Origin of the sequence: Frateuria sp. GZRR33 (assembly GCF_051900425.1) — a bacterium.
Taxonomy (GTDB): domain Bacteria; phylum Pseudomonadota; class Gammaproteobacteria; order Xanthomonadales; family Rhodanobacteraceae; genus Frateuria_A.
On record NZ_JBHZGK010000001.1, the window covers coordinates 138,371 to 151,478 of the forward strand.

Below are 13,108 nucleotides of genomic sequence, written 5' to 3' on the forward strand. Positions count from 1 at the left end.
GTCGCACCAGCCGGTTTTCAGGATCGCGCACCGTTCGGTACAGTGGCGGAGCCTAATGGGGCAAAGGGCATTGGGGAGCGAATGAATATCGACCGGAAGCGACTGCACGCATCCTTCGGATGGCTGGCTTTCCTGCTATTCCTGGTGCTGGGTGGCGTCATCAGTCTCCTGCGCGGGCAGGACAACTGGTGGGACATCACCAACTACCACATCTACAACCCGTGGAGCCTGCTGCACGACCGCTGGGGCAAGGACCTGTACGTCGCCGGGTCGCAGGGTTATTTCCATCCCTGGCTGGACATTCCCTACTACCTGGCCGCCATGGAGTGGTTCCCCTCGCGGCCCCGGCTGGTGAGCTTCCTCGCCGGGCTGCCCTACGGCTTCCTGATCTTCGTCGTCTTCCACATCACCCGGAAACTGTTCAGCACCGCGCTTGCCGTCGGGCCGTGGGAGCGGCGCTGCCTCACCGTGGCCACCACCGTGCTCGCGGTGACCGGCGTGTCGGCGTGGACCCAGGCGGGAACGACCACGAACGAGGTGACGGTCGCAGCGCTGGTACTGTCCGCGGTCTACCTGCTGTTGACTACGCCTGCCGCCCCGCAAGGGGGCCGCGTGCCGATGGGCCGCTTCGTCGCCATGGGTGCGCTGGTCGGTGCCGCGGCCGGGCTGAAGCTCACCGCCGCGGTGTACGTGCCGGCGCTGGGCCTGGCGATCATCTTCCAGCAGTGGAGCTTGCGACCGGTCGTGCGCGCCCTGGTGGCCTATGGGGTCGGCTTCCTGGTGCTGTTCCTGATCACCTACGGGCCATGGGCCTGGCACCTGTACCAGACCACGGGAAACCCGCTGTTTCCCATGCTCGCGAACGTATTCGTCTCGCCCTTCAGCGCGCCAGCATCAGGCCAGCTCGTCAAATACCTGCCGTCCAACATCGGTGAATGGCTTTTCTACCCGTTCTACTGGCTGAACGACAAGCCAACCGTATACAACAAGCTGCCGTTCCGAGATGGCCGTATCGCGGCGTTCTATGTCGCCTGCATCGTTTACTTCTGCGCAGGTCGATGGCTGCGTAAGAAGGAAGGGACAAGGACCTCGACCAGAAGCCTCTCGGTGATGGTGTTCTTCTGTGCCGCGTCATACATCGTATGGCTGGTGCTCTTCTCGATGCTGCGTTACGCGATCGTCATCGAAGCCATGGCTTCGCTCTGCACGGTCGCGATCATGGTGGCGCTACTGACCCGCGCGGGAGTCGAGAGACTGGCGGCACCTAGATCCTGGGCTGTGGCTGCATTCACGTTCCTTCTGTTGGGGTTCACGCACTACCCAGAGGTGCCGCGGATCGGCTATAGCCAGAAAACGTTTTCCTCCAATGCGCCGCAACTGCCGAAAAACTCCCTAGTGATAATGGCAAACCAGCCCATGGGTTTGCTTGCTCCACTCATCCAGGCGAAAAACCCGGGCGCCTCCTTCGTGGGGATCCCCGAATGCTTCAAGACGGGCCTGTGGTGCAATCAGCAGTTCTTCCACTATGGCCTTGGTGACCAGATCCGAAACAAACTGGCCCACCACCGTGGTCCAATCTTCGTCGCTTTCTACACCAGCAGGAACCCGCCCCTGCCGCAATTGCCGCTATTCGGCATCCAATTCTCGAGACAAGATTGCCTACAGATGCGGACTAACACCACGGGGCCGGTCTCTCTGTGCGGTGCGCGTTACAAGGATTCGGGTGGGGTGACGGAGCCGGTCGCGGCGGCCGTGCCTCCAAAATTCGATTTGGTTTACCCGAGCGATGACGTGGAAAAGTCGCTGCGGCTCAACTACAAGACCTACCAGCGCCTCACTGACGGATCTATTGAAGTAGTGCCGCTTCCGCCCGGGACCGCAATCGGAACACTGGTCAGTCTGACCGCCCCTCACAAGGGCAGCCTCCACGTCGAACTGAGCCGGCGTGAATGCGCGCCGGGCGTCGATATTGCAGCCTACCGGGCAGACCAGCGCGAACCCTTCTATCAAGGTCAGATGTCATACGCGAGCCACCGACAGACGGTCGACATCAAGATCGACGCCGACCGCTACCCGGCCGAATTCATCCTTGACCTGGCCATGCCAAGGACCGCGCAGCACAACTGGTTCTGCAACGTGTCGGTGACCTGGCAATCGCACGCATCCCGGTATGGGAATCGTTGACTAACAGTTGGCCCCATACTCACGGGGTATGCGCGGTGGCACATGGCCTGCGCGACCCCTCAGCCGCCCGGGGCAAGTAACCTGTACAGCAGATCTCCCATCAGCGGGCAGCGGATATACATCAGGTCACGCGCGTCGGCGGCGGCAGTCTAAGCGGACGCCGCGGGCGCGATGTGTCGCGCTATCGGTAGCGGATCCATGAAAAAAACAGTACCGAGCAGAACTTGATTGCGTAGAACAGATCGTTCCCTTTCTTGCTTTTCCCCGAGTGTCTCTGTTTGAAGTGAATGGGCACCTCACGGAAGCGGGCGCCAGTCTTGGCCGACAGCATAAGGAACTCGGACGCCTGGAACTGATCCTCATAGAGGTTGAGTTTCTTCAGTGAGGTCACTTTGATGGCCTTGAATCCGCTGGAGATGTCGGTGATTTTCTGGCCGCTCAAAAGGTTGAACAAGGCAGTGAAGAACTTCACGCCCCAATGCCGCCAGATGACAGTTATGTCGTGCTTGCCGAGGATGCGCGACCCGATTACAACGTCGGCCTCGTCGCGTGCGAGCGGCATGATCAGCGAGGGAATTTCCTCGGGGTTGTTCTGTCCATCAGCGTCGATCGTGATCGCGTACATGTAGCCCAGGTCGATGGCCAGGTTATACCCGGAGCGGAGCGCAGAGCCCTGGCCGCGGTTGGTCAACTGTCGGAAGTAGACACATCCGGACGCCCGGACCACTTCCTCGGTGTCATCACTGCTGCCATCGTCCACAACTACGACAGTAAGCGTTCGTCCAAACTCGCGCAGTGCAGCGAAGCGCTCGATGAGATGAACAAGATTGTCCGCCTCGTTGTAGGAAGGCACGATGCACAGCGTCTCACGTTGCGCCTTGGGCGGGACCTTCGCGAACTCTTCGGACGCCCGGAAATGCTCCAGCGAGCAGGCTCGATTCAGAAGATCGAGCTTTCGCTTGTTGACCTCGTTTCGATCGAGTGACTGGAGATTGAGCACGAATAGGATGCCGATGGCGAGCATCATCGCGAGGATGATGCCACCGTTCTGAGATGGTGGTAGACCAAATCGGGTAGCCACCACGCGCAAGAGCGCAGGTAGCACGCTGATGATGATCAGCAGGAGACCGAGGACGAAAAGATACTGATCACGCGCTCGTGCGGTCGCGAAATCACGCAGACGCCGAGCAGAGAGGATCAGCATAACCGCGCCCATGATGATGCTGACCGGGCGAAAGGAGTTCAGAAAAAAGTCTTGCATAAGGAGGCTTCCCAGATGAATCAACGGAGCACGTGCTGACGGTACCAGTTGACGGTTTTCTCCAAGCCCTCGCGAAGCGATAGGTGTGGTTCGAAGCCAAGCGCCTTTTGGGCTTTGGCATAGTTGGCGAAATTCTTGTCCACCTCGCCTGTCCTGGCGGGTTCGTGCCGGATGCGGCGCGGCCTGTCCGGGAAGAAAGAGTAGATGAGGTCCGCAAGTTCGGAGATGCGCGTTCCCGATCCGGTAGCCAGGTGGAAAACGTTGAAGGATCCCGTGTCTTGTGCCAAGGCCTTGAGGATGCCCCTGCATAGATCTCCAACGTAAATGTAATCCCGCATCGATTCACCATCGCCATAGATTGTGATCGGCTGGTCCAGGTGTATTTGGTTGATATAACGTGTGATGACGCCTTGCTTGTGAGCGCTGTATTCGCCGTAAACATTGCCGAAGCGGCAGCACGCGGTATTCATGCCGTATGACGTGGCGTACGCACTGCAATAGCCCTCGCCTGCCAATTTGCTTGCACCATACGGTGAAATCGGTTGCGGAACGGAGTGCTCGTCCACAGGCGGAGGAGCATTTCCCATGAGGGCGCCGCCGGTCGAAGCCATGACAAATTTTTCGACCCCGGCCGCCCGTGACGCTTCCAGCACATTCAGGGTGCCTTGCGCATTGACTCGGAAATTCTCGACAGGAGACTGGATCGAATCGACCACGTTGCCATAGGCGGCCAAGTGGATGACGGCGTCCACGCCGTCGAAACACGGCAAAAGATCATCTGGATTGCGGATATCTTTTTCGTAAAGTTCGACATCCAGCCCCTCGAGATAGGCTCGGTCGCCGGTCGACAGATTATCGACGACAACCACCTCTGACTCCTGGTCCATCAGCATGCGTATAAGATTGGCACCGATGAAACCCGCTCCGCCAGTCACCAGAACGCGTTTATATAGCATGTCAGCCATTAGGGTGCCTTTTTGTCAATGGTTCGTCTGAGGCGCTCCACGCCACGCGCCGCCGGTAGATTACCTGAGCATCAGGAGCTTATGCGTTGAGCTGCCGCTTGCAAGCGGTGCCTGGCTCACTTATCGGCCGCCCGCCGGCAGCCACGTTACCCATGGTAAACAAAGTGGGCGAAACAAAGCGAATGTCGCTAGTTGTCGCGCGAAGAGGCCCCGCCCTTGCCGTCGGCTTCGCTGCATAGCGGCATCTCACGTGGGCGTGGACGCGCACGTGCTCGATCCTCGACACCCTCCCCGGGTGACCAGGCATGCGTATGTTCAGCTCGAAATCGGTCCGGGGCCCGCTCTCTGAAGTGCGTGCTGTATAGTTGGTCGCCCATCGACCTCGTGGTTACGATCCGTGCCGCATATCGGTACTTTCTGCTGCGGGCAACAAGCGGCCGCCACGGGACAATAAGGCGATGCCATGAAGAAGTTCCTGCAGCGCGCCATTCGCGCGCTTATTCTGCTGCTCACCGTTGTCGTATTTTGCGATTATCTGTGGCGCCATCCTGAGTTGGCCGCTCAGCTAAGGCACACGCCGCTGCATGTGCTCGCTGAGGTGTTTTTGCTATACCTGGCGTGGTTCGGCGCGGCGGGCTTGGCCCTGCACGCAACATTGCGCGTGTGCGGTAAGCCGTTGCGCGCGAGCGAAAACATCATTCTTAATGCGTATTCCACGCTCGTGAACTTTTTCCTGCCTGGGCAGGGCGGGGTCGCGGTGCGTGGGCTGTATATGAAAAAAAGGCATCAACTGTCTTATAGTCGCTACATACTGGCGACCCTGCTCTTTTACGTTTGCTACGCAATCGTTAGTGCTGTAATGCTTCTGGTGTCCAGTCGCCCGTGGTGGCAAACATGCGTCGGGATTGCGGCAGTGATAGCCGGGAGCTGTTTCGTATTCGGTATCTATCAACGCCGTACGCAAGCCACCGTGACGGAAGGAGCCAGCTTGCTCAACATCGCGTTGTTGTTTGCGGCCAGTTTTTGTCAGGTGGCAGCGCAGGCGGCAATTTTCGGGCGCGAGTTACGTACGATCGACGCGAGTATCACGCTGTCGCAGGTCGTGACTTACACCGGCGCCGCGAACTTTTCCATATTCGTTGCGCTGACCCCTGGGGCGATCGGCATCCGCGAATCGTTTTTGATGTTAACCAGAAGCTTGCACCATATCGAGACCGCCACAATCATGGCCGCGAGCGCCTTGGATCGAGCCGTCTTCCTCGTGTTTTTGGGCGTGCTCTTTCTTCTTAGCCAGGCCTTTCACGCACGAAGACATCTCGGCGTGTGATTGCCCGCGTTCATCACGTTGAGAGCTTTCTCAGCACAGCGAGCTGGTTTCCCCCGAGCTGGAACTTGCTGTAGTGCTCCAATTTGAAGCCAAACTCCTCACACACATGACGGAATAGCGTCTTGTTAAAAATGGCGACATGATCGTTGACGACGTCCTTGCGTACGAGCCCCAAGAAGGCAAGGCTTCTCAGAACGATGTGGTTTCCGTACGGAGTCGGCGTGGTAAGGATGAATAGTCCGCCGTCCACCAGTGCCTTGTTAACGTTCTGAAGAAACGATTTCAGATTCCACAGGTGCTCGATCACCGCAAGCGCCAGCACGCAGTCGAACTTGTCTTCGATCGGCCAATCGGCCGAATCCAGGTCGACAGCGACGAAATGATGGGCAGGGTACCGGCTTTTAAGCTCATCCACGCTGCTCTGGAGAGCTTCCACGCCAGCGTAGGAGCTAATGGAGTCGCGGATAGCTTTCGATTCGAGAAGCGATGCTGCTCCGCAGCCAAGCTCCAGGATGCGGCCCTTGAGAAATGGAGCGACCCGCTTGGATCTGGCGCGGGCCAACCATGTGGTCAATGGTGCAGCGTTGTTTTGCCCAAGATATGGGACCGCTTCGGTTTTTTGCTTCATTGCGTAGGTAGCTCATCCAGTTTGCCAGCTAGGCAGGTTGGTGGCGTTACACAGTAGCCTGCCTAGCCGGCGTGCAGGCAGGTAGGGCTATGCTTTGTCCGTCTGCGCTCGGGCCTCGGTTTTGTTGTTCCACAGCGAGACGCACGGGATCTTGGTGCGGTCGCAGCGGCCGGCATATTTCCTGGCGATCTCGGTCACTTCCTCCATCAAACCCTCGCTCAGGGTGATGGGGTTGAGGCCGAGATGGAGGAAGCGGTCGTTGGCCACGAACAGGTCGTTCTCGTCGGCCTCGTTGCGCGGATTGGGCAGGTTCTCGATGGTCGCGCCGGTGCGCTCGGCGATCATCCGCGCCAGGTCCCGCACACGGTGGGTCTCGGTCATCTGGTTGAAGATGTGCACCCGGTCACCGCGCTTGGGCGGGTTCTCCAGCGCCAGCTGGATGCACTTGACGGTGTCCTGGATGTGGATGAACGCGCGCGTCTGCCCGCCGGTGCCATGCACCGTCAGCGGGTGGCCGACCGCGGCCTGCATCAGGAAGCGGTTCAGCACGGTGCCGTAGTCGCCGTCGTAATCGAAACGATTGATCAGGCGCTCGTCCTTGCGCGTTTCCGCCGTCTGCGTGCCCCACACGATGCCCTGGTGCAGGTCGGTGACGCGCACCTTGTCGTTCTTGTTGTAGAAATGGAACAGCAGCTGATCCTGGGTTTTGGTCATGTGGTAGATGCTGCCGGGGTTGGCCGGGTAGAGGATCTCGTTCTCGACCAGCTCGCCGCCTTCCACCTCGACCTTTACCTTGAGGTAGCCCTCAGGAATCTTCATGCCGGCGGTGCCGTACCCGTAAACGCCCATGGTGCCCAGATGGGCGATATGGATGTCCTGGCCGCTCTCCACCACCGCCGCCAGCACGTTGTTGGTGGCGTTGAGGTTGTTGCTGACCGTGTAGCGTTTGTGCGCACTGCTCTTCATCGAATACGGCGCGGCGCGCTGTTCGGCAAAGTGGACGATCGCGTTGGGGCGCCACTCGCGCAACAGGTCGAGCAGGCGGCGGTAATTCACCGCGACGTCGATATTGTGGAACGTGATCTCCTTGCCGGAGACCTCCTTCCATGCGCGCAGGCGCTCGCTCATCGGGCGGATCGGGGTGAGCGAGTCGCACTCGAGCTCGACATCGATCTTGCGCCTGGAAAGGTTGTCGACGATCGCCACCTCGTGGCCTTGCTGCGAAAGGTGCAACGCAGTGGGCCATCCGCAGAAGCCGTCGCCACCGAGGATCAATACTTTCATCTTCGCTCTCCCGGCCGCAGAAGTCGGCCTTTTCCCTGAAAAGTTCGAGTTTGGCATTAAAGTGCCGGGCTCGGCCAACACGGGGCGTGCCTGCATGCGCTGGAGGCGCCCGGTAGCGGGGTCGAAATGCAGCCCGCACTCCTTCGGCGTGTCGTTTTCCCACCACCACCGTCCCGCCCGTTCATGCTCGCCTTCGGCAACCGCGCGCGTGCAGGGCGCACAGCCGATGCTCGGATAGCCCTTGTCGTGCAGTTCGTTGTACGGCACGCCGTGCCGGTGCAGGTAGGCCCATACCTCCTCGCGGGTCCATTCCAGCATGGGATTGAATTTGTACAACCCGCGCGCCTCGTCCCACATGACTTCCTGCAGCGCGGCACGGCTGGCGTTCTGTTCGCGGCGGAGCCCCGTAATCCAGGCGCGCTTGCCCCGCAGCGCCCGGCGCAACGGGTCGACCTTGCGCACGCGGCAGCAGGCGCGGCGCAACGCCGGACTGTCGTAAAAGGCGTTCGGCCCGTTTTCGGCGACCCATGCGTCGAGCTCGGCGGCCTCCGGATGGACCAGCCGCACCTGCACTCCGTAGCGCCGCCGTACGCGCTGGATCAGCACGTGGGTTGCCTCGGGCAAGCGGCCGGTGTCGACCGAAATCACCTCCAGCGCTACGCCATGGCGTGCCGCCAGGTCGATCAGCACCATGCTTTCCGGGCCAAATGCCGTCGACAGGGCGGCCGGCTGGTAGATGGCCGCGATCTGCCGCAGCAGGTCAAGCGTATGTGCCAGCTTCGCTTCTGGCGTCCGGGCGGGGCTCGGCGCGTCTTCGTTGGCGTCCATCGGTCCCATGCTCGTCGATTTGCTCCTGATGTGCGACTGGTGCCGGTCGCCCGACGACACGGTCGGGCGAGCGATGGAGTAAGCTCGCGTCCGCTTGGGGGCGCGCCACCGCAAGGGTGGCGCTCGATAGTGGGCGAGGTGACCGGGCCCGGCCCGGCGGAGAGGGCATTGCAATGGGCAAGGACGTGAAGGCGATGTCAATGGCGGCCTCGATCACGCTGGCGCTGGCAGGCCAAGCGGCCGTGGCAGGGGTGACGCCAACGGCCGCCCAGTTGCCGGGCAAAGGTACGATCGTTGCCGGCACGGTACAGGCGGGCGCGATCGCCAACGGGGTGCAGACCATCACCGTCGGCGACGACAGCTCGGGCATCGCGGTGGTGGACTGGGGCAGCGGCAGCCTCAACGCCGATCAACCCGCGGGCTTCAACGTGGGCGCCAATGCCACGCTGCATTTCGCCGGCGCGAACGCCACCAGCAACGCTGTGCTCAACATCGACAGTAGCGGCCAGGCATCGCAGATTCTCGGCACGGTCGACACGCAGGGATCGAACGTCTCCGTATTTGTCGCCAACCGCAACGGGATCATCGTAGGCGCGACCGGCAACATGACGGCCAGCGGGCAAATCGGGCTGATCGCCAACGCCATGGATGCGACGCAGCAGAGCACGTTCAATGGCTCGCCGGACTACGCCGGCAGCGGTGGCGACGTCAACCTGGTGCAGGGTTCCAGGCTGGCCGGCTCGTCCGTATTGGTGACGGGTGGCAATGTGGTCACGGTCGACCTGGCGAGCGTGTCTGGCCCGGCTCCGGTGAGTCTGCGGTCAGGCCTGCCCAGCTCGGGTACGGGTGCGCAAAATCCGTCGGCCCAGTTGAACCTGGGTGCGGGCGCGCCTGCTGTCTTCGGCGGCGGCACCATCGAATCGGCCGGCAGCGCCACCAGTACCGGTGATATCGACCTGGCCAGCTCGTTCGTCACCGTGCAAGTCGCCGGGACCTTCACCAACGCCGGCGCGCTCCGCCTCGGGTTCAACAGCTTCACCGGCGTGCTGGACAACGAAGGTGTCGTGAACGCATCGGGCAGCGGTGGCGACCGGCTTACCGTAGGCGGCCTGATCAACAACGGCAGCTTCGGAAGCAGCACCGTGCCGTTCGACAGCATCACCACCACCGCGGGCGGCATCGAGAACCACGGGCCACTGTATGGCGGCCTGGTAGCCACGCAAGGAGGCGGGCTGGTGAACTCCGACCACATGGAAACCGACGGGTTGGTGATCCGCGGCGCACTGACCAACAGTGGCTATCTGGGCGTCACCAACGACGGCATCTACAACATCCAGATCGTCGGCGGCGACGTGGACAACAGCGGCATCTTCGCCGGCGGCGGGGCGGGTACCTGGATGCAGGTCTCGAACGGCAGCGTGGTCAACACCGGCCGGATCGAGGCGATGGATGAGATCCAGACCCTTTCCGATGCGTCGGCGGCAAGCTTCCGTCCGGGCGCGGACTACTCGATCAGCAACAGCGGCACGATCGTGGGCGTCGCTGGTTTTTCCGCCAACACCGACCATGAAGGGCCTGCCGCCGATAACGACTCGACCGGCAGCTTCAGCAATACCGGCACGATCGACGTCAGCGCGGATGGCGGGCTCGCGATCGATGCATGGAACGACGCCATGCTCGCCGGAACGGTCCGGGTCGCAGGCAATCCGATTGGCGGCAACAACAGGATCAATGCCGCGTCCGTCGTGGCTCACAATGGCGTCATGACGCAGCTCGCGCCGCTGTATGCATCGCAGGGAATTACCCTCGGAGGAGGCCAGGTCAAAGTCATGGCGGACGTGGACACGGTCAACTACGGGGTCTACATCGATGGCGGCCACCTCGCCGGTTCGGACTACGACATCCGCATCGCTGCAGGCAAGACCGTGTCCGGTCCGGAAGTGCGGATCGAAGGCAGCGATGCCGACACACACCCGAACCTGATGCTGCAGGGCACCGTGGCCGGCGGTACCGTGGCGATGGGCTATCGCTCGCTGACCGGCCGGACGTTGCTGCCGCTGGGCGACGTATTTGCTGGGCCGAACGGGCGCATCCTGGCGACGGGTGCCCATCCGTGGGTGTCGTTCAACGTCACTGGCCGGGTAAAGATCGCGCCGTACCTGAGCACCAGCTTCCGCTACAACTACCTGCCGATCACGGTGACCGACGTCGGCTCGCTGGCGCTCACGCTCGATCCGGTGGCCTACCAGACCAATGGCACCGACAACGGCAAGGCGACCTTCAACATCCTGGTCAATGGCTCGGTGGTCCTCAACGACCCGGTGCTTGCGACCGTGCACGCCGGCGATACCGTGGCGTCGGGCAGCTGGCCCAACACCCACCTGGTGCTGCAGGCCACGGGCAACATCCAGACTGCCGCCGCTAAGGACTTCTACTGGCCCGGCTACATCTACCTCGGCACCATCGCCAAGGACGCCGCCGGCCACGCGCTACCGGGCACGCTCGGCACCGGCACGATCACCACGGGTGGGGAGTTCAACAACGTCCTGCCGGGCAGTTCGGCCAGCGGCGCGGGCATGCATTTCATGAGCGGCCACCCGCTGGTGCTCGGCGGCAACGTAATCACCAACGCCAGCGCATGGATCAACTTCGCGCTCGATTCGGTGACCCGGGGCTACGCCGACGGCAGCCTCGACACGCAAGGCCACGCCTTCTACGGCGGCACACGCTCCGACGATGGAAGCGTCACTTACGGGCGGTTGGCGCCATCGCGCTTCCACACGCATCCTGTCGACAACCGGCGCTAGGCGGTCGCGTCTGCGGACCGGCCACGGGCGCCACCGTTCCCGCCGAGGGCAGGAACGGTGGCACGGGGATCAACCCAGCACCTGCTCCAGCTCCGGGAGCAGCTTGAACAGGTCGCCGACCAGGCCGATGTCCGCCACTTCGAAGATCGGCGCTTCGGCGTCCTTGTTGATCGCCACGATGGTGCCGGCGTCCTTGATGCCGGTCAGGTGCTGGATGGCGCCGGAGATGCCGATGGCCATGTACAGCTCCGGCGCGATGATCTTGCCGGTCTGGCCAACCTGCATCTCGTTCGGCACGTAGCCGGCGTCCACGGCGGCGCGCGAGGCACCCACGGCCGCGCCGATCCTGTCGGCGAACTTGTAGATGATCTCGAAGTTTTCCTTCGAGCCGACGCCCCGGCCGCCGGAGACGACCTTGCTGGCGCTCTGCAGGTCCGGGCGGTCGCTCTTGCCCTGCTTCAGTTCGACGAAGCGGGTGTGCGAGGGCAGTGCCACGTCGAGGGTCAGGGCTTCCACCGGCGCATTGTTCGCGCCGCTGGCAGCGGCCGGCCAGGAGGCGGTGCGGATGGTCGCGACCACGGCCTGCGCCGGGTCGGCCTCGACCGTGACGATCGCGTTGCCGGCGTAGATCGGGCGCTTGAAGGTGTGGGCGCCTTCGACCGCCATCACGTCGCTGACCTGCGCCACGCCGAGCAGGGCCGCCACGCGCGGGGCGAGGTCCTTGCCGAAGGTGGTGGAGGGGGCGAACACGTGGCTGTAGCCGGCGGCGGCCTTGGCCACCTGCGGCGCCAGCACGGCGGCGAGCGCGTGCGCGTTCTCGGCGCGGGTCGCGGTCAGCACGCGGCTTACGCCTTCGATCTTCGCGGCCTCGGCGGCGACGGCATCGGCGTTGTCGGCCAGCACCAGCACGTCGATGGCTTCGGGTTTGACGGCCGCGGCGGCGCTGACCGCGCGAGCGGTGGAGGAGTTCAGCTTGCCGTCCAGGTGTTCGGCGATGACGAGGATCTTGCTCATGTCTTGTCTCCTGTTCCCGGCGGCCGCTTACAGCAGGCCCTTCTGCTTCAGGGTGGCGACCAGTTCGGCCGCGTCCTTCACCATCACGCCCTTGCTGCGCTTGGGCGGCGCGGCGTAGTGGGTGGTTTTCAGGTGATCGCCGCCTTCGACGCCGAGCGAGCCGAACTCGATCACGTCGATCGGCTTGGACTTGGCCTTCATGATGTCCGGCAGCTTGATGAAGCGCGGCTCGTTCAGGCGCAGGTCGGTGGTGATCACGGCCGGCAGCTCGGCCTCGATGGTCTCCAGCCCGGCGTCGACCTCGCGCGTCACCGTGGCCTTGCCATCGGCGATCTCCACCTTGCTGGCGAAAGTGGCCTGCGGGCGATCCCACAGCGCGGCCAGCATCTGGCCGGTCTGGTTGGCGTCGTCGTCGATGGCCTGCTTGCCCAGGATCACCAGGCCCGGCTGCTCCTTCTCGACCAGCTTGAGGAACACGCGCGCGGCGGTGAGCGGCTGCACGGCATCGGCGGTGGTGACGTGGATGGCGCGGTTGGCGCCCATCGCCAGCCCGTTGCGCAGGTGCGCAGTGAGGTCGGCCGGGCCGATGCCGACGATCACCACCTCTTCGGCGACGCCCTTCTCGCGCAGGCGCAGGGCCTCTTCGAGGGCGATGTCGTCGAACGGGTTGGCCGAGAGCTTGACGCCCTCGGTCACCACGCCGGTGCCGTCAGGCTTGACCTGGATGCGGACGTTGTAGTCCACGACGCGCTTGTAGCCGACCAGAATCTTCATTTCGGTTCCTTGGATGTGCCGCTCCGCGCGCGGCAG

9 protein-coding genes are annotated in these 13,108 nt (G+C 62.6%); 3 read left to right on the forward strand and 6 right to left on the reverse strand.

The annotated features are described in order from the left end of the window. Positions 1-81: 81 nt before the first annotated feature. Complete coding sequence (locus ACFWZU_RS00710) at positions 82-2,184, forward strand: hypothetical protein (protein ID WP_439699489.1); 2,103 nt, start codon at positions 82-84, stop codon at positions 2,182-2,184. Positions 2,185-2,365: 181 nt separating this feature from the next. Here ACFWZU_RS00710 and ACFWZU_RS00715 read toward each other — a convergent pair whose 3' ends face one another. Further along, positions 2,366-3,445 carry a glycosyltransferase family 2 protein gene (locus ACFWZU_RS00715; RefSeq protein WP_439699490.1) on the reverse strand — a complete coding sequence of 360 codons (1,080 nt, stop codon included), beginning with the start codon at positions 3,443-3,445 and terminating at the stop codon, positions 2,366-2,368. 20 nt (positions 3,446-3,465) lie between these two features. Further along, complete coding sequence (locus ACFWZU_RS00720; RefSeq protein WP_439699491.1) at positions 3,466-4,410, reverse strand: NAD-dependent epimerase/dehydratase family protein; 945 nt, start codon at positions 4,408-4,410, stop codon at positions 3,466-3,468. Between the two features lie 463 nt (positions 4,411-4,873). On the opposite strand from ACFWZU_RS00720, the gene ACFWZU_RS00725 reads away from it, so the two are divergent. After that, complete coding sequence (locus ACFWZU_RS00725; RefSeq protein ID WP_439699492.1) at positions 4,874-5,737, forward strand: lysylphosphatidylglycerol synthase domain-containing protein; 864 nt, start codon at positions 4,874-4,876, stop codon at positions 5,735-5,737. Positions 5,738-5,750: 13 nt separating this feature from the next. On the opposite strand, the gene ACFWZU_RS00730 is transcribed toward ACFWZU_RS00725, so the two are convergent. Together ACFWZU_RS00730 and ACFWZU_RS00735 are read right to left on the reverse strand one after the other, a co-directional pair. Further along, complete coding sequence (locus tag ACFWZU_RS00730; RefSeq protein WP_439699493.1) at positions 5,751-6,365, reverse strand: class I SAM-dependent methyltransferase; 615 nt, start codon at positions 6,363-6,365, stop codon at positions 5,751-5,753. Positions 6,366-6,452: 87 nt separating this feature from the next. Continuing rightward, positions 6,453-8,678, reverse strand: a complete 2,226-nt coding sequence (locus ACFWZU_RS00735; RefSeq protein WP_439699494.1) for a phosphoadenylyl-sulfate reductase — start codon at positions 8,676-8,678, stop codon at positions 6,453-6,455. Here ACFWZU_RS00735 and ACFWZU_RS00740 point away from each other — a divergent pair. Further along, a complete protein-coding gene (locus ACFWZU_RS00740) occupies positions 8,672-11,284 on the forward strand; it encodes a beta strand repeat-containing protein (protein WP_439699495.1) in 2,613 nt (870 codons plus the stop codon). The two genes, ACFWZU_RS00735 and ACFWZU_RS00740, sit on opposite strands and share 7 nt — an antisense overlap. 69 nt (positions 11,285-11,353) lie before the next feature. On the opposite strand, the gene ACFWZU_RS00745 is transcribed toward ACFWZU_RS00740, so the two are convergent. Then, positions 11,354-12,298: an electron transfer flavoprotein subunit alpha/FixB family protein gene (locus ACFWZU_RS00745; protein WP_439699496.1), complete on the reverse strand. Its 945-nt coding sequence runs from the start codon at positions 12,296-12,298 to the stop codon at positions 11,354-11,356. Positions 12,299-12,325: 27 nt separating this feature from the next. Beyond that, positions 12,326-13,072, reverse strand: coding sequence for an electron transfer flavoprotein subunit beta/FixA family protein (locus ACFWZU_RS00750; RefSeq protein WP_439699497.1), 747 nt, complete (start codon positions 13,070-13,072; stop codon positions 12,326-12,328). Positions 13,073-13,108 lie beyond the last annotated feature (36 nt).